This is a genomic window from Tsuneonella sediminis (assembly GCF_051912845.1).
Taxonomy (GTDB): domain Bacteria; phylum Pseudomonadota; class Alphaproteobacteria; order Sphingomonadales; family Sphingomonadaceae; genus Tsuneonella; species Tsuneonella sediminis.
Genome location: NZ_JBNCBU010000001.1, coordinates 1,285,001 through 1,300,943, shown reverse-complemented (window position 1 = coordinate 1,300,943; position 15,943 = coordinate 1,285,001). Strand labels below are relative to the sequence as shown.

Below are 15,943 nucleotides of genomic sequence, written 5' to 3'. Positions count from 1 at the left end.
TCACCGGACCCACTTGGCGAGTTCGGCGGCAACTGCGTCGGCACCCTGGTCGGTCGGCAGCGTCGCCAGCGGCTCGCCGTCCGGCCCGAACAGGTAGGTGACGGTCGAATGGTCGACCATGTAGGTGCCGGGGCGCTCGCTCTCGCCCTTTGAGTAATAGACCTTGAACGCCCTGGCGGCGGCTGCGACCTGCTCGGGAGTCCCGGTCAGGCCGACGATGTCCTTGCCGAATGCCGAGGCGAATTCCCCGACCACCTCGGGCGTGTCCCGCTCGGGGTCCACGCTGATGAATATCTGCCTGACTTTCGCGGCGTCTTCGGGGTGTTCTTCGGCGAACCGGCGCAGGCCCTGCGCTGTGCGCTGGACATCGGTCGGGCAGACGTCCGGGCAGTAGGTGAAACCGAAGTAGACCACCGCGTATCGGCCGCGGAAATCGGCCCACCGGCGGGTCTGCCCGGTCTGGTCGACAAGCGTGAAGTCGCCGCCGATCGCGGCTCCGGCAAGCGGCGGCTGCTCGGCGGGAACCGGCTGGCAGGCGGCGATGGCGAAGAGCGCCAGAATCATCAGGGAACGGGGCATGGCGCCGCGGTTCATGGTCTGCTAACCGGCGGGCGGCAAGGGCCTCTCATGCCCTTGAAGATAGGGTTGCGACGGAGACAGGGAAGATGCGATCGGGGGTTATCCGCAAGGCAGGTCTGGCATTGGCCGCATTCGCCAGCATGCTGGCCGCGCCCGCCGCGGCGCAGTTCTCCGACTCCTACAACTTTCTCAAGGCCGTGAAGGAGCGCGACGGGACCGAGGCGACCAGGTTCCTGAACGAACCGGGCACGACGATTGTCAACACGCGCGACATCACCAGTGGCGAGACCGCGCTGCACATCGTGGTGCGCCGCCGCGATGAGTTGTGGCTGAAATTCCTGCTCGACAGGGGGGCAAACCCCAACATCGCCGACCGCGACGGGGTCACCCCGCTGGCGCTCGCCGCGGGCCTCGGCTTCGTCGAGGGCGTCGACCGGCTGCTCAAGGCGGGGGTGCGGGTCGATGTGAGCAATTCGGCCGGCGAAACGCCTCTGATCTCGGCAGTGCACCGGCGAGACATTCCGATCATCCGCCTCCTGCTCAAGAGCGGGGCCGATCCCGACAAGTCCGACAACTCCGGCCGAACGGCGCGGGACTACGCGGCCCTGATGGGCTCGGCAGGCGGCGTCCTGCAGGAAATCCAGCGGGTCGAGGCGGAGCGCAAGGAATCGGGTGCCGACAAGGGCGTGTACGGGCCCGGTCGCTGATCGTGACCGCACCCGCTGCCGACCTCACGCTCGACGAGCTCCGCATCGCGCTCGCGCCGGCGCTGGCCGATGCCGCAGTATTCGACGGGTGGAGCGAGGCCGCGCTGGTATCGGCGAGCGAAGCGCAGGGAATCGACTCCGATGTCGCGCGCCTCGCCTTTCCCGGCGGCGCAATGGACATGATCGCGGCTTGGATCGCCAGCATCGACGTGGCGATGTTCGCCGCGCTGTCTCCCGGCGACCTCGCCGCCATGAAGATTCGCGAGCGGATACGCAGCCTCGTTCAGGCCCGACTCGATGCGATCGCGGGGCGCGAGGAGGCGCTGCGGCGCGCGCTGGCGATCATGGCGATGCCTCAGAACGTCGTGCGTGCCGGACAGCTCGGCTGGGCAAGCGCCGACGCCATGTGGCGTCTCGCCGGCGATACCGCGACCGATTACAACCACTACACCAAGCGGGCGATCCTGGCCTCGATCTATGCCGCCACGCTCGCGGTGTTCGTTGACGACGCGAGCGAGGGGAAGGCGGACACGCGGGCCTTCCTCGACCGACGGATTGACGGCGTCCTGCGGTTCGAGAAGACGAAGGCTCGCCTGCTGCGGCCCGGCGCCGAACGCTTCAGCCTGACCCGGTTTCTCGGCCGCCTGCGTTACCCTGCTCGGTGAGGCTCTATTGATAATCAGTTGCAAAAAGCGTCCGCATCCCTAGGGGAGGGATCGATGACGCTGGAAGGTCTCGAACGCGGGAAGCGCGCGCTGATCGTCGCTGTCGACTGGGGCCGGCTGCCGGCTGAGGACGGTGCGCGGCTCCGCGCGCTTGGGCTCGATGCCGGGGCCAAGGTCGCCATCGCGCACCGCGGCGTCATGTGGGGCCGCGACCCGCTCGCGGTGACGATCGGGCGGATGACCGTCGCCGTCCGCCGGGTCCACGCCGCGGCGATGGAGATCGAGCCTCTGTGAACCGGGTCACGGTATGAGCAGGCTGCGCACCGCGGCGCTCGTCGGCAATCCCAATGCCGGCAAGAGCGCGCTGTTCAACGCGCTGACGGGCGCCCGGCAGAAAATCGCCAACTATCCCGGCGTGACCGTCGAGCGGAAAGCCGGCCGGCTCGTGCTGCCGGGCGGCGAACCGGTTGAACTCGTCGATCTTCCCGGCGCCTATTCGTTCGATCCGTCGAGCCCGGACGAGGAGGTTACCCGCAAGGTCGTCCACGGCGAGTTCGCCGGCGAGGCGACGCCCGAGGTGCTGATCGTGGTGCTCGACGCGGCCAACCTCGAACAGCACCTCGTCTTCGCCCAGGAAATCATCGAGCTGGGGCGGCCCACGGTGGTCGCGCTCAACATGATCGACATGGCCGAGCGCGACGGGCTGGTCCTCGACCCGAACGCGCTCGCGCAGGCGCTGGGTGTCCCGGTGGTGCCGACGGTGGCGGTCCGCCGCCGCGGGCTCGGGGATCTTGTCGCCGCGATCGAGAGCGCGGAGGCGCGTGCCGAGGGCGACAGGCACGATCATCCGCAACCGCATCTCACCTTGCCTGAGCGGCGCCTCGCGGCCGCCAATATCGCCCGTGGCGCGATCCTCTCGGAAACCGCGCAGCACCGCCTGCATGCCGGCCTCGACAAGGTCCTGCTGCACCCGTGGCTGGGACTGCCGATCCTGTTCGCGCTGCTGTTCGTGGTGTTCCAGGCTGTTTTTGCATGGGCAACGCCTTTCGCCGACGGGCTCGAGGCGTTGGTCGTGCTCCTGTCGGAACAGGTTTCAGCCCTGCTTCCCCCGGGGTTCGTGCGTGACCTGATAACCGAGGGGGTGCTGGCCGGCGTCGGATCGGTCGTCGTGTTCCTGCCGCAGATCGTGATCCTGTTCGCCTTCATCCTGGCGATGGAGGCCAGCGGCTACATGGCGCGCGCGGCCTACCTGATGGACCGCATGATGCAGGGGGTCGGGCTGTCGGGCCGCAGTTTCATCCCGCTCCTGTCGAGTGTCGCTTGCGCGATCCCCGGGATCATGGCGACACGCAGCATCGCTGATCCGCGCGACCGGCTGACGACGATCCTGATCGCGCCGCTGATGACGTGCAGTGCGCGCCTTCCGGTCTACGCCGTGATCATCGCCGCATTCATCCCGCAGACGAGCGTGGGGCCGGGGGTAGGCCTGCAGGGACTCGTGCTGTTCGGCCTGTACGTGGCGGGTATCTTCGGTGCTATGGCTGCCGCGCTGATCCTGCGCCGGACGGTCACCAGGGGCGGCGCGAGCGGGTTCATCATGGAACTGCCGCGATACCAGTTGCCGCGCGCGAAGGACCTCCTGATCGGCCTCTGGCAACGGGCATGGGTATTCCTGCGCCGGGCAGGCACGATCATCTTCACCGTGACCATTGTGCTCTGGCTGCTGCTTACCTTTCCCAGGGCCGCGCCGGGCGAAAGCCAGGTCGAGGCCTCGGCGGCGGGGCAGATCAGCAGGGGTCTCGCCGTCGTGGTCGAACCGATCGGCTTCAACCGCGAGATCGCGCTGGCACTGATTCCGGCGATGGCCGCGCGCGAGGTCGCTGTTGCGAGCCTTGCGACAACATATGCCGTCGACGCGCCCGACGAGGAGGCCGCCGCCGCGGGCCTCGCCAGCCAGCTTTCGAACCGCTGGAGCCTGCCGACCGCGCTCGCCTTCCTCGCATGGTTCGTGTTCGCACCGCAGTGCCTTTCGACCATCGCGGTGACCAGGCGCGAGACGAACGGTTGGAAATGGCCGGCGTTCATGCTCGCCTACCTCTTCTCGCTGGCCTATGTTTTTGCCGGGCTGACGTACTGGAGCGCGGTCGCATTGGGACTTTGAGCGGGGTTTGGGGCAGGTCCCGGGCATAATTGCTTTCGTGCCGGTTGAGGCCGGCACGGCGGCAGCCTATCTCCACCTTCCAGAATCACCCATCGGGGCGCGCAGCGCCGCCGATCCAGCGAAGGGATGCAGGAAAATGGCGGGCAGCCTCAACAAGGTCATGCTGATCGGCAATCTCGGGGCCGACCCCGAAGTGCGCAGCTTCCAGAACGGCGGCAAGGTCTGCAACCTGCGCATCGCTACCTCGGAAAACTGGAAGGACCGGCAGACGGGCGAGCGCAAGGAAAAGACCGAGTGGCACACCGTCGCGATCTTCTCCGAAGGTCTCGTCAACGTGTGCGAAAACTACCTGCGCAAGGGCAGCAAGGTCTACGTCGAGGGCAAGCTGCAAACCCGCAAGTGGCAGGACCAGTCGGGCAACGACCGCTATTCGACCGAAGTCGTGTTGAGCGGCTTCGACGGCACGCTCACGATGCTTGACGGCGCCCCGGGCGGCGGCGGTCAGCGTGGCGGCGGCGGCGGCGGCGGCGGCGGGGGCGGCGACTGGAACCGCGGCGGTTCCTCCGGCGGCGGCGGCGGGGCTTCCCAGGGAGGCGGCTTCGGCGGCGGCGCAGCGGGCGGCGGCGGGTCGAACTACGACGATCTCGACGACGACATCCCGTTCTGACCGCGCAGCGGGGACTCAGTCCTTCGAAAGTCTTGCAAGCGTCTCGGCGAGCGGCCCGCGGGGGGCGCCGTCGTCGGTGATCCCGGATTCGCGGCGCGCCCGGTCGGCGTCGGGCCCGACTGCGTAGGGGTCGATCGCAAGGCCAAGGGTCTGCGCCACCGCCTCGCCCAAGTCGATCGTCTCTCCCTGGTACTCGATCTCGTCGGGTCCGCTCGAATCGAGTTCGACGTCCTCTTCTTCGCCGGAAGGAAGCGATCCTTCGGCTACGAACAGCAGGTCGATCGCCTCGTCGATCCGCACCGCGAAATGATCGCCCGAAACCGCGCAGGCCTGAACGAGGTCGGCGGCGAGCCATCCCTTCGCAACCAGGGTGCTGCCTTCCGCGACGAGATTGACCTCGGCCGCCAGCGCGCGGATTTCGGGGACGGCGAAACGCTCGGCAAGGGCAGCCCGCTCAGCCTCGTCCGCGGTCACCGTGATCCGCTCGGGCGGTTGCGGACGCAACTTGACGATGCGCGACAGCTCGGATCCGTTCACGGCGCGATTTCGCCTGCCAGCAACGCGTCGTCCGGCGTGCGGGCGAGACGATCCGCGAGAGCGCGCAGCTCCGCCGCCACTAACGCCGGGTTCCCCCTTTCGCCGAAACTGACGTTGCGATCGACCGAATGCGCCAGCGCGCCCTCGTCGCCCGAGAGCCCCTCGCGATAGGCGCCAAGCCGCCCGCCCATGGCGCCCACGAGCTTGCCGACGTGCTTGCCCACGACCACGTCGCCGACGCCGAACTCGCGCAGCTGCCCGTCCATGTCGTGAACGAACAGCTCGGTGAGGAGCACCGACTCGTCGCCCAGCCGCCCGTCGCGCTCTATCCGCAACAGCACCGCGGCGAGTACTGCGCAGACCATGTCGAAGCGGCCCGCCACGGTATCGGCAACTCCCCCCTCTGCGTACCACGCCGGCCGCCGCGCTTCGGCGACGACCGCGTGCCACAGCGGGCGGAGCCGCTCGCGCGGATCGGGTTTCGTGGCGAAAAGGCGCTGGAGAAGGCTCATACGGGCCCATGTCGCGTGCATTCAGCGGCAATTCAAGCGGGCACGTACAGGCGGCAGGGCCACGTGCGATTGCCAGCGCCCGCGCGCTTGCCTAAGGCGCACCACGAATACGAAACGAAAAGGCTTTGTCGATGATGGCTTTCCGAGGCTTCGGCCGGTTCCTGGGCGCAGGACTTCTGGCGGCGGCGACGCTGGCGGCGGGCGGCTGCTCCTCGATCAGGGAGAACCGCGGTTTCATCGTCGACCAGGCGCTGACGAACTCGATCGCGGTGGGTGTCGACAACAAGCAGTCGGTCCAGGCGGCGCTCGGCCATCCCAGCTTCGAGAGCCAGTTCGGGGACCCGACCTGGTACTACGTGTCGAGCGTGAACGAGCGCAAGCCGTTCGTTCGCCCGCGTATCGGGGCGCACTCGGTTCTCGCGATCGAATTCGACTCCGCGGGCAACGTCGCCTCGGTCGAACGCAGCGGGGTCGACAAGGTGGTCTACCTCACCCCCGACGGAGACAAGACCCCGACGCTCGGGCGCGAGCGCGGCTTCTTCGAGGACCTGTTCGGGAACATCGGAGCCGTCGGCGCGCCCGGTGCCCAGGGTCCGGGCGGACCGGGCGGCCGCTGACGCTTGACCCTCAATCGCCGCGCCCCATATCGCGCGGCATGGACGAGAGACATTCGGCGCACGGTCTGACCCCGTGGCACGGCACCACCATCATCGGCGTCAGGCGTGGCGACAGGACCGTCGTCGCGGGTGACGGGCAGGTCTCGATGGGCAACACCGTGATGAAGCCCAATGCGAAGAAGGTCCGCCGGATCGGCAAGGACGGCGCCGTGGTCGCCGGTTTCGCGGGCGCGACCGCCGACGCGTTCACCCTGTTCGAGCGGCTGGAAAAGAAGCTCGAGCAGTATTCCGGCCAGCTGATGCGCGCCGCGGTCGAGCTTGCGAAGGACTGGCGGACCGACAAGTACCTGCGCAACCTCGAGGCGTTGATGATCGTCGCCGACAAGGACGCGTTGCTCGTCCTCACCGGGAACGGCGACGTGCTCGAGCCCGAGGGCGGCATCGCCGCGATCGGATCGGGCGGAAATTACGCGCTCGCCGCCGCCCGAGCCTTGTCCGACTACGAGAGCGACCCGGAAAAGATCGCCCGCCGCGCCATGGCGGTTGCGGCCGAGGTCTGCGTGTTCACCAACGACCAGGTCACCCTGGAAACCGTCTGAGACCCATGGAAAAGCTGACCCCCAAAGCCATCGTCGCGGCGCTCGACGAGCACATCGTCGGCCAGAAGGAAGCCAAGCGCGCGGTCGCCGTGGCGCTGCGCAATCGCTGGCGGCGCCAGCAGCTCGGTCCCGAGCTGCGCGACGAGGTGACGCCCAAGAACATCCTGATGATCGGCCCCACCGGCTGCGGCAAGACCGAGATCAGCCGGCGGCTTGCCAGACTTGCCGAGGCGCCGTTCGTCAAGGTCGAGGCGACCAAGTTCACCGAGGTCGGCTATGTCGGACGGGACGTCGAACAGATCGCCCGCGACCTCGTCGAAGAGGCGATCCGGCTCGAGAAGGACCGCCGCCGCGAGGCGGTGCGCGAGGCGGCCAGCAAGGCAGCGATGGATCGTTTGCTCAAGGCGCTCGTCGGCGAGAACGCGAGCGAGGCGACCCGCGAGGCGTTTCGCCAGCGCATCGTCGACAACTCGATGAACGACACCGAGGTCGAGATCGAGGTCGAGGAAGCCCCCGCCATGCCGTTCGATCTGGGCGGGATGGGCGGCAACGTCGGCATGATCAACCTGTCCGACATGATGTCGAAGGCAATGGGCAAGACTCCCCTCAAGCGCCGCAAGCTCAAGGTCCCCGACGCATGGGACAAGCTGGTCGACGAGGAAGCCGAAAGGCGCATGGACCAGGACGACGTCGCCCGCGTCGCGCTCGCCAACGCCGAAACCAACGGCATCGTCTTCCTCGACGAGATCGACAAGATCGCCGTTTCAGACGTGCGCGGCGGATCGGTCAGCCGCGAGGGCGTCCAGCGCGATCTCCTGCCGCTGATCGAGGGTACCACCGTCAGCACCAAGTACGGGCCGATGAAGACCGACCACGTGCTGTTCATCGGCAGCGGCGCGTTCCACCTCGCCAAGCCGAGCGACATGCTGCCCGAACTGCAGGGTCGCTTGCCGATCCGGGTCGAGCTGCGCGCGCTCACCGAAGAGGACTTCGTGCGCATCCTGACCGAGACGCGGGCGAACCTCGTTACGCAGTACAAGGCGCTGCTCGGTACCGAGAAGGTTACCGTCGAGATCGACTCCGAGGCAATCGCCGAGATCGCCCGGATTGCCGCGCAGGTGAACGAAAGCGTCGAGAACATCGGCGCTCGCCGCCTGCAGACCGTGATGGAAAAACTCCTCGAGGACCTGAGCTTCGAGGCCGAAGATCATCAGGGAGAGACGGTGACGATCGACGCGGACTACGTGCGAGACCGGCTTGCCGACCTCGCCGGCGACAGCGATCTTTCGAAATATATCCTCTGATCATCGGGGCGGGCCGCGTCGCTCGCAGTGAGCGACCGGCTCCTCGTCGGGCGAAGTGGTTGAAACCCGGCGAAAGACTGGGCTACCCTTATCCTTCGTGAGGGTTTGAGGGAGGTCGCCGCAATGTATCGTTCTTTTCTGGCCGCTGGGGCCGCGTTCGGCGCGCTCGTCGGCACCATGCCCGCGGCCGCGGCCGATCCCGCGCCCGCCGCGATCGTGGCTCCCCCGATAGAGTTCACCGAGTGGACGCTGGGCAATGGCCTGCGGGTGATAGCCCTGCCCGATCCCACGACCGCATCGGTCACCACGTCGGTCTGGTACGAGGTCGGCTCGAAGCACGACCCGGAAGGACGCAGCGGGTTTGCCCATCTGTTCGAGCATATCCTCAGCCGCAAGACCGAGAACATGCCCTACAACATGATCAACCGGCTGACCGAGGACGTCGGGGGTCAGCGCAATGCGTCGACCGGGGACGACCGCACCAACTACTACGAGACCGTCCCCGCCGAGTACCTCGAGACGATGCTGTGGACCCACGCCGAGCGCATGGCGCGTCCGGTGGTCGACGCCGAGGTGTTCGAGAACGAGCGCTCGATCGTAAAGGAGGAGCTGCGCCAGCGGATCATGGCGCCGCCCTATGGGCGAATCCGCATGGTCATCGCGGAAAACGCCTATGACGTGCTGCCCAACCGGCGGCCGGGCATCGGCAGCCTCGAGCAGCTCAATTCGGCAACGCTCGACGACGCGCGCGCCTTTCACCAGGCGTATTATGGACCCGACACGGCAACCCTCATCGTCGCGGGCAACTTCGACGTGGCTCGCCTGCGCACGCTGGTAGACGAATATTTCGCCGCCATTCCGCAGCGGGCGAATCCCGTGCCGCTGGAGATCACCACGAGGGAGCCCCAGCGCACGAGCCCGCGAACCGTCGTCGCGACCGCCCCCAACGTGCCGCTGCCGGTCACCGGCCTATTGTGGAAGATGCCCCCCGTAGACCATCCCGACGTGCCCGCGCTCGAGGTTCTCGATACCGTCCTGTCGTCCGGCGACAACAGCCGCCTCTACGAGGCGCTGGTGCGCACGGGCAAGGCGGTAAGCGTAAGCGAGGCGCTCGGGACTAACGAGGAGGGCGGATACCTCGCCGCCTTCGCGGTCCTCAACCCGGCTGCCGACAAGGCCGAGGTGGCAGAGATCCTGGCAAAGCAGATCGCCGCCGTACGCGACGCGCCCGTGAGCGGGGCCGAGCTTGCCGAAGCGAAGAACACCCTTTTCGCCAGCGCGCTGCGGCGACGCGAGACGGTACGCGGGCGCGCCTTCGAACTGGGGGAGGCTCTCGTTTCGACCGGCGACCCGCGCGCAGCCGACGTCCGGCTCGAGCGGATCGGCAGGGTCACCGCCGCCGACGTGCAGCGCGTCGCCCGCACCTGGCTCAAACCCGAAGCCGTAGTCGCCTGGCGCTATGAAGCGGGAGAGGACAACCCGGCGAGCTATGCCAATCCGGTCCCGATGCCGACTTTCGCCAGCGTCCCTCCGGCGACCGGTGAACCGGCGCGGCTCAAGGATGAAGGCGCCCGCCAGGAACCGCCCGCACCTGGCGCGAAGCCCCAGGTCGCGATGGCTGAGCTGGTCGAGGACCGGCTCGCCAACGGCATTCCGCTGGTGTCGGCACGGACGGGCGATGTCCCCATCGCGACGATCACGCTGGTCCTGCCGGGCGGAAGCGCAAGCGACCCGGCAGGGAAGGCCGGGCTTGCATCGCTGGCCGCTTCGGTTGCCGACAAGGGAACCCCGACACGCAGCGCGGCCCGGATCGCGGAGGAACTCGAAAGCCTTGGTGCCTCGCTCGGCGTGGGCACCGCCAACGACGGCAACTTCGTCAGCCTGACCGCGCCGACCGCCAACCTTGCCGCGGCGGGCAAGGTCCTTGCCGACGTCGTGCGCAACGCCAGCTTCCCGGACAAGGAAGTCGACCTTGAGCGCAAGCGCGCCATCGACAGCCTCGCGGTGGCAATGAAGGACCCCGGCTCGCTCGCCGGGATGGTGACGACCCGCCTGCTGTATGGCGATGCGCCTTACGGCAGCATTCCCACCGTGAACTCGCTGCCCGCGATCGGTCCGGGCGATCTCGTTGCCTGGCGCGAGGCGCACTGGCACCCCGCAAATGCCAAGATCGTCGTCAGCGGCGGGATTTCGTCCGAGGAGGCAAAGACGGTAACCGACGCCCTGTTTGGCGACTGGACGAGCACTGTCCCGGCCCCCCCGCCGATCACCAACCCGGCCGGTGCGGACCAGCCGGCGCGCACCGTGGTCATCGACATGCCCGATGCAGGACAGGCGGCCGTGGTCGTGGGCACGAGGGTCGTGTCGCGTGGCAGCGACCGGTACTGGTCGCTGCAGATCGCGAACGCGGTGCTCGGGTCGGGATCGAACGGGCGCCTGTTCGAGGAGATTCGCACCAAGCGCGGGCTGAGCTACGGGGCGTACAGCGGTTTTGGCGCAACCGCCGACACCGCGCTTCTGACCGCCAGCGCGCAGACCAAGAACGATACGGCCGACGAGGTGGTCGGGGTCATGCTCGACCAGTTCGACCGGCTGGGTACCGAACCGCTCGAGGCGGACGCGGTCGAGAAGCGCCGCCTTTACCTCGGCGGCAGCGTCCAGCGCTCGCTCGAGACCAGCGCCGGGTTCAACGGCATCGTCGCCAACCTCATGCTGCAGGGCATCGCGCCGACCGAATCGGGCATGATTGCCCAGCGGCTTGGCGCGGTCACGCCCGCCGCCGCGCAGGCGGTGGCGAAGGCCTTGCTGCCGGCGCAGAAGGCGTCGGTCGTTGTTGTCGGTAACGCGGCCGAGTTTCTCGACGAACTCAGGAAGCTGCGTCCCGACCTGACGGTTATCAAGGCTGCGGACCTCGATCTCGACGGGGCGGTGGCGGCGGGCGGCTGACGCGCAGGGCGCGGCCCGTCCTCAGGCGTGGGGCGCGAGCCCCGTCTCGACGCCGGTCTTGTCGGTCAGGGCGAACCGGTCGACCAGATCCGCGCTCGCCTCGTTGAGGCCGACGACCTGCACGCTGCGCCCGTTGCGGCGCATCCGTTCGACCACCTTGTCGAGTACGGCGACGCCCGAAATGTCCCAGAAGTGCGCGCGGGTGACGTCGATCACCACATGGTCGGCGGGATCGGGCCGCAGGCTCTCGCGCCCGAACGCGCGGGAGAACCGGTCGACCGAGGCGAAGAAGATCTGTCCGCGCACGTGATATGTCGCCGTCTCGCCGTCGCGAACCCGTTCGACGCCGAACATCGTGCGCACCTTTCCGGCGAAGAAGATCCCCGAAAGCAGCACGCCCGTCAGCACGCCTATCGAGAGGTCGTGAGTGCCGACGACGGTCGCCACCGTCGCCAGCATGACCACCGACGACTGCCACGGGTGACGCCGCAGGTTCGGGATCGAGTTCCAGCTGAAGGTGCCGATCGAAACCATGATCATCACCGCGACGAGCGCGGGCATCGGAATCTGGCCGAGCAGCGTGCCCGCGAGCGTCAGCGCGCCGAGCAGGACCGCGCCTGCGGTAAATGTCGACAGCCGCCCGCGCCCGCCGGAAGTGATGTTGATCACCGACTGGCCGATCATCGCGCAGCCGCCCATGCCGCCGAACAGCGCGGCGACGACGTTGGCGCTGCCCTGGCCCGCGCACTCGCGGCGCTTGTCGCTGTCGGTATGGGTCATGTCGTCGACGATCTGCGCGGTCAGCAGCGATTCGAGCAGGCCCACCGCCGCCATCGCGAGCGAGAAGGGCGCGATGATCCGCAGCGTCTCGATCGTCAGCGGCACGTCGGGCAGGGCGAAGAACGGCAGCCCGCCGGGCAGTTCGCCCATGTCGCCCACGGTGTTGACCGGCGCGTTGCTCCACAGCGCTACTGCGGTGAGCACCGCGATCGCAACGAGAGGGGACGGCACGGCCGTGGTCAGGCGCGGGAGAAGATAGATGATCGCTAGCCCCGCGGCGACCATCGCGTAGGTCTGCCATCCGACGTTCACGAGTTGCGGCAACTGCGCCATGAAGATCAGGATCGCCAGCGCGTTGACGAAGCCCGTGATGACTGAACGGCTGACGAACTGCATGAGGAGGTCCAGCCGCAGCAGCGCGGCGATCGCCTGAAGCACGCCCATCAGGATCGTGGCGGCGAACAGGTATTCGACCCCGTGCTCGCGCACCAGCGGCCCGACGAGGACGGCCACCGCTGCGGTGGCCGCCGAGATCATGCCCGGCCGCCCACCCGTGAAGGCAATCACCATCGCGATGGCGACCGAGGCGTAAAGCCCGACGCGCGGATCGACCCCGGCGATCAGCGAGAAGCCGATCGCTTCGGGCACGAGCGCGAGCGCGACGACGATCCCCGCCAGGATGTCGGCGCGCGGATTGGCGAACCAGTCGCGCCGGAGCGCGTCGAATGAAGGCATGGCGATGTCCGAAAGCCGCTCGTGCGAGCAGGGGGGAAGCGGGGGGCAGTGCACTATTGTGCAGTGCAGCGCAACCGGCGGGTCTATTCGGCCGCTTCGCCCAGTTGCTCGCTCTCGTCCTGCTGGCGCGCCCACATATCGGCGTAGAGCCCGTCCAAGCGCAGGAGTTCACCGTGCCGGCCGCTTTCGGCCAGACGCCCGCTATCGAGCACGAGGATGCGATCCGCATCGGCGACCGTCGACAAGCGGTGCGCGATCGAAATCGACGTCCGGTGCTCGCTGACCTTGTGCAGCGTCGCCAGGATATCCTGCTCGGTTCGCGAATCGAGCGCGCTGGTCGCCTCGTCCAGCAACAGAATGGGCGGGTCCTTCACCAGCGTGCGCGCGATCGCGACGCGCTGCTTTTCACCGCCGGACAGCTTGAGGCCGCGCTCGCCGACCTCGGTGTCGAAGCCGAGCGGCAGGCTCTCGACGAAAGGCAGGATTGCCGCTCCGCGCGCGGCCTGCACGACATCGTCGCGGGTTGCCCCGTCGCGGCCATAGGCGATGTTGTACCCGATCGTGTCGTTGAACAGCACGCTGTCCTGCGGGACGATGCCAATCGCGGCACGCACGCTGTCCTGCGTCACCGTGCGGATGTCCTCACCGTCGATCAGGATCCGGCCCGACCAGGGATCGTAGAAACGGAACAGCAGCCGGGCGATCGTGCTCTTGCCCGCGCCCGAGGGGCCGACGATCGCGTAATGGGCCCCCGCGGGCACCTCGAACGACAGACCGTGAAGGATCGTGCGGTCGGGTTCGTAACCGAACACGACCTCGTCGAAGGTCACCACCGGCCTGGCGATCATCAGCGCGGGGGCACCGGGTGCGTCGGCGATCTCGACCTCGGTGTCGATCAGCCTGAACATCGCCGCCATGTCGATCAGCCCCTGGCGGATCGTGCGATAGACGAAGCCGAGCATGTCGAGCGGGCGGAACAGCTGGGTGAGATAGGTCTGCACCGCGACGAGGTCGCCCACGGTCAGGCGGCCCTTGCTCCACTGCCAGACCGAGAAGCCCAGCGCGAACAGCATCAGCGCGTTCATGATCAGCGCCTGGACGATGTTGAGAACGCCGAGCGAATTCTCCGACTTGATTGCGGCCTTCGCATACGAGCGGGCCGCTTCTCCGTAGCGCTCGCGCTCGCGCGCCTCCGCGCCGAAGAACTTGACCGTCTCGTAGTTGAGCAGCGAATCGACCGCGCGGGCCAGCGCGGTGCCGTCGAGGTCGTTCATCTTCCTGCGCAGGTGTGTGCGCCACTCGGTTATCCAGCGCGTCGCGGCGATGTAGACGACCACGGTGGCGGCGGTGGCGACGACCAGCGGTAGCCCGAACATCGTGTAGAAGATGATCCCTACCGCGAGCAGCTCGACGATCGTCGGGGCGATGTTGAACAGCAGGAAATAGAGCATCGAATCGATGCTTTTGGTGCCGCGCTCGATGGTCTTCGTGATTTCGCCGGTGCGCCTCGACAGGTGGAAACGCAGCGAAAGCTGGTGCAGCCGGCCGAAGGTGTCTTCGGCGAGCACGCGGGTCGCTTCCTGGCCCACGCGCTCGAAGACGATGTTGCGGACCTGGTCGAACGTTCCACCCAGGAAGCGTCCCGCAGTGTAGGCGATCGCGAACGACAGCGCGACCCACACCAGCGGGTCGCCCTGCGCAGCCATGGTGTCGACGACCTTCTTCATCGCCAGCGGGGTCGCCAGCACGACCGACTTGGCCAGCAGAACCAGCACCATCGCGCCGACGATCCGCGCGCGCAGGTCTGCCCGGCCGGCAGGCCAGAGGTAGGGAAGGAACCGCCTGAGCGTGGCCCAGCCGTCGTAGTCCGGCGGAGGGTGGGGAGTATGGTCGGGCGGCATCGGGGCCCATGTGGGCGGCGCGGCGGCCGTAGGCAAGCGACCCCGAAGGGCGACGCGGCGGGGCCCGGGCTAGAGTCGCTTGAAGCGACCGGACGCTTCGCCGGGCGGCGGACGGCGCGAGCCGCTCGGCAGGTCGAAGAGCACCGTCCGCTCGGCGAAGTCGATCGCGATCCGGTCGAACATCCGCAGGTCCTCGACGCCGAGCACCATCGCGGGCCGGTCCGCCAGGCCGAGCGCGGCGAAGGCCGGTGCATCGGCATAATGGACGTAAAGACCCTCCAGCATCATGTTTCGCTCGCCCGCGCCGCCAATCTGCAGCGTGCGGGGCGCATCGAGCCGGCCGACGATCTCGGCCCCGGTCACGTCGGTGGAGGTGACTTCCTGCAACTTGCGCGCGCGCAGCCGTCGCTGCAGCACGAGATTGCCGATCGAGCCCTGCGATCCGGTGTCGACGATCACCGCGGTGCGCACACCGTCGATTTCGGCGTCGGTTATGATCAGGCGCCCCTTCTTGTTGCGCGCCCGCACGACGATTTCGTAACCGCGATCGCCCCCGAGCGCGCGCGCATCGTCGACCGCTATGCTGTCGGCCCGGAAATCGATGACCACGCGCAGGTCCTGGAGCGAATCGAGGCCGAGGATCCCGTCCGCGCCCATGTGCTCGGCCTCGAGCACGGGGACCTCGAGGTTGTCGAACATCCGGGATGCGAGCTCGAGCCCGTCGAGGCGGACCAGTTCCACCTCCTTGGACCCCGCCATGCCGATGACCGTCGCGGTGCCGAGAGACGGCAACCGGAGCCGCGCGCCGAGGCGCCGGCTGACGACAGTGGTTTGCGAACCGGTGTCGACCATGAAGTTGTAGGGACCTTCGCCTTCGATCGTCACGGGCACGGTCATCCGGCGATACCGGTCGGTCTCGGCATCGACGACATCTGCCAGCGGATCGGCAAACGCGGCTGCGTCGGCCAGGGTATAGCCGGGTTCCTCCGGCGATTGCGGGGCGGCGCCCGCGAGCGTCAGCGCGGCGATTGCGGCGATGGCGGGCATGGGTGCCATGACCTGCTCCTCTCGCGTCCGAGAATACCACCATTCCCCGCGGCGCGCCAATTGGATCGCGGCGAAGGGGTCAGGCCGGGGCGACCTCGCGCCGCGTCACGAATACAACGATCTCGCCGACCATCTCGCGGGCGAAGATCAGCAGCACGGCGAGATAGGTTGCAGCGCCGGTCGAGG

General features: G+C 67.9%; 16 protein-coding genes (1 of these 16 only partly in view). 9 read left to right on the top strand and 7 right to left on the bottom strand.

Going from position 1 to position 15,943, the window contains the following annotated elements:
- Positions 1–594 carry an SCO family protein gene (locus tag ACPV3N_RS06635; protein WP_440115923.1) on the bottom strand — a complete coding sequence of 198 codons (594 nt, stop codon included), beginning with the start codon at positions 592–594 and terminating at the stop codon, positions 1–3.
- A gap of 71 nt (positions 595–665) precedes the next feature.
- Here ACPV3N_RS06635 and ACPV3N_RS06630 point away from each other — a divergent pair, with 71 nt between their 5' ends.
- The 5 genes from ACPV3N_RS06630 to ssb all read left to right on the top strand — a co-directional run bounded on the left by ACPV3N_RS06630 (position 666) and on the right by ssb (position 4,779).
- Positions 666–1,286: an ankyrin repeat domain-containing protein gene (locus ACPV3N_RS06630; RefSeq protein ID WP_440115921.1), complete on the top strand. Its 621-nt coding sequence runs from the start codon at positions 666–668 to the stop codon at positions 1,284–1,286.
- Between the two features lie 2 nt (positions 1,287–1,288).
- Complete coding sequence (locus ACPV3N_RS06625) at positions 1,289–1,951, top strand: COQ9 family protein (RefSeq protein WP_440115919.1); 663 nt, start codon at positions 1,289–1,291, stop codon at positions 1,949–1,951.
- A 54-nt stretch (positions 1,952–2,005) separates the two neighbouring features.
- The gene (locus ACPV3N_RS06620; RefSeq protein WP_440115917.1) at positions 2,006–2,245 is read left to right on the top strand and encodes a FeoA family protein; all 240 of its coding nucleotides are present in this window, start codon (positions 2,006–2,008) and stop codon (positions 2,243–2,245) included.
- A 13-nt stretch (positions 2,246–2,258) separates the two neighbouring features.
- Positions 2,259–4,112 carry a ferrous iron transporter B gene (gene feoB / locus ACPV3N_RS06615; protein ID WP_440115915.1) on the top strand — a complete coding sequence of 618 codons (1,854 nt, stop codon included), beginning with the start codon at positions 2,259–2,261 and terminating at the stop codon, positions 4,110–4,112.
- Positions 4,113–4,248: 136 nt separating this feature from the next.
- On the top strand, positions 4,249–4,779 hold the full coding sequence (ssb, locus tag ACPV3N_RS06610; protein WP_440115913.1) for a single-stranded DNA-binding protein: 531 nt from the start codon (positions 4,249–4,251) through the stop codon (positions 4,777–4,779).
- A gap of 15 nt (positions 4,780–4,794) precedes the next feature.
- Here ssb and ACPV3N_RS06605 read toward each other — a convergent pair whose 3' ends face one another.
- Together ACPV3N_RS06605 and ACPV3N_RS06600 are read right to left on the bottom strand one after the other, a co-directional pair.
- A complete protein-coding gene (locus ACPV3N_RS06605) occupies positions 4,795–5,316 on the bottom strand; it encodes a YceD family protein (RefSeq protein WP_440115911.1) in 522 nt (173 codons plus the stop codon).
- Positions 5,313–5,828, bottom strand: coding sequence for a ubiquinol-cytochrome C chaperone family protein (locus ACPV3N_RS06600; RefSeq protein ID WP_440115909.1), 516 nt, complete (start codon positions 5,826–5,828; stop codon positions 5,313–5,315). The genes ACPV3N_RS06605 and ACPV3N_RS06600 overlap by 4 nt, the downstream gene beginning before the upstream one ends.
- Before the next feature lie 134 nt (positions 5,829–5,962).
- Between ACPV3N_RS06600 and ACPV3N_RS06595 the strand changes: the two genes are divergently transcribed.
- The 4 genes from ACPV3N_RS06595 to ACPV3N_RS06580 all read left to right on the top strand — a co-directional run bounded on the left by ACPV3N_RS06595 (position 5,963) and on the right by ACPV3N_RS06580 (position 11,294).
- Positions 5,963–6,445 (top strand): outer membrane protein assembly factor BamE, encoded by a 483-nt coding sequence (locus tag ACPV3N_RS06595; protein ID WP_440117460.1) that lies wholly within the window; start codon positions 5,963–5,965, stop codon positions 6,443–6,445.
- 38 nt (positions 6,446–6,483) lie between these two features.
- Positions 6,484–7,044 (top strand): ATP-dependent protease subunit HslV, encoded by a 561-nt coding sequence (gene hslV, locus ACPV3N_RS06590; RefSeq protein WP_440115907.1) that lies wholly within the window; start codon positions 6,484–6,486, stop codon positions 7,042–7,044.
- Positions 7,045–7,049: 5 nt separating this feature from the next.
- Positions 7,050–8,348, top strand: a complete 1,299-nt coding sequence (gene hslU / locus ACPV3N_RS06585; protein WP_440115905.1) for an ATP-dependent protease ATPase subunit HslU — start codon at positions 7,050–7,052, stop codon at positions 8,346–8,348.
- Positions 8,349–8,471: 123 nt separating this feature from the next.
- Positions 8,472–11,294 carry a M16 family metallopeptidase gene (locus tag ACPV3N_RS06580; RefSeq protein WP_440115904.1) on the top strand — a complete coding sequence of 941 codons (2,823 nt, stop codon included), beginning with the start codon at positions 8,472–8,474 and terminating at the stop codon, positions 11,292–11,294.
- Positions 11,295–11,315: 21 nt separating this feature from the next.
- Here ACPV3N_RS06580 and ACPV3N_RS06575 read toward each other — a convergent pair whose 3' ends face one another.
- The 4 genes from ACPV3N_RS06575 to ACPV3N_RS06560 form a co-directional block, all read right to left on the bottom strand.
- On the bottom strand, positions 11,316–12,809 hold the full coding sequence (locus ACPV3N_RS06575) for a SulP family inorganic anion transporter (protein ID WP_440115902.1): 1,494 nt from the start codon (positions 12,807–12,809) through the stop codon (positions 11,316–11,318).
- Between the two features lie 83 nt (positions 12,810–12,892).
- Positions 12,893–14,710: an ABCB family ABC transporter ATP-binding protein/permease gene (locus ACPV3N_RS06570; protein ID WP_440115900.1), complete on the bottom strand. Its 1,818-nt coding sequence runs from the start codon at positions 14,708–14,710 to the stop codon at positions 12,893–12,895.
- Positions 14,711–14,779: 69 nt separating this feature from the next.
- Positions 14,780–15,766: a retropepsin-like aspartic protease gene (locus tag ACPV3N_RS06565; protein ID WP_440115898.1), complete on the bottom strand. Its 987-nt coding sequence runs from the start codon at positions 15,764–15,766 to the stop codon at positions 14,780–14,782.
- A gap of 70 nt (positions 15,767–15,836) precedes the next feature.
- On the bottom strand, positions 15,837–15,943 hold the final stretch of the coding sequence (locus ACPV3N_RS06560) for a lipopolysaccharide biosynthesis protein (protein ID WP_440115896.1). It continues 1,384 nt past the right edge of the window; the window shows 107 of its 1,491 coding nt (coding positions 1,385–1,491); its start codon lies beyond the right edge, outside the window; its stop codon occupies positions 15,837–15,839.

Bases quoted from the DNA above. Each gene is read 5' to 3' on its own strand.
- ACPV3N_RS06595 (WP_440117460.1), top strand. From the start codon at position 5,963: ATGGCTTTCCGAGGCTTCGGCCGGTTCCTGGGCGCAGGACTTCTGGCG.
- ACPV3N_RS06630 (WP_440115921.1), top strand. From the start codon at position 666: ATGCGATCGGGGGTTATCCGCAAGGCAGGTCTGGCATTGGCCGCATTC.
- ACPV3N_RS06620 (WP_440115917.1), top strand. From the start codon at position 2,006: ATGACGCTGGAAGGTCTCGAACGCGGGAAGCGCGCGCTGATCGTCGCT.
- ACPV3N_RS06565 (WP_440115898.1), bottom strand. From the start codon at position 15,766: ATGGCACCCATGCCCGCCATCGCCGCAATCGCCGCGCTGACGCTCGCG.
- ACPV3N_RS06570 (WP_440115900.1), bottom strand. From the start codon at position 14,710: ATGCCGCCCGACCATACTCCCCACCCTCCGCCGGACTACGACGGCTGG.
- ACPV3N_RS06635 (WP_440115923.1), bottom strand. From the start codon at position 594: ATGAACCGCGGCGCCATGCCCCGTTCCCTGATGATTCTGGCGCTCTTC.
- hslU (WP_440115905.1), top strand. From the start codon at position 7,050: ATGGAAAAGCTGACCCCCAAAGCCATCGTCGCGGCGCTCGACGAGCAC.
- hslV (WP_440115907.1), top strand. From the start codon at position 6,484: ATGGACGAGAGACATTCGGCGCACGGTCTGACCCCGTGGCACGGCACC.
- feoB (WP_440115915.1), top strand. From the start codon at position 2,259: ATGAGCAGGCTGCGCACCGCGGCGCTCGTCGGCAATCCCAATGCCGGC.
- ssb (WP_440115913.1), top strand. From the start codon at position 4,249: ATGGCGGGCAGCCTCAACAAGGTCATGCTGATCGGCAATCTCGGGGCC.
- ACPV3N_RS06580 (WP_440115904.1), top strand. From the start codon at position 8,472: ATGTATCGTTCTTTTCTGGCCGCTGGGGCCGCGTTCGGCGCGCTCGTC.
- ACPV3N_RS06575 (WP_440115902.1), bottom strand. From the start codon at position 12,809: ATGCCTTCATTCGACGCGCTCCGGCGCGACTGGTTCGCCAATCCGCGC.
- ACPV3N_RS06600 (WP_440115909.1), bottom strand. From the start codon at position 5,828: ATGAGCCTTCTCCAGCGCCTTTTCGCCACGAAACCCGATCCGCGCGAG.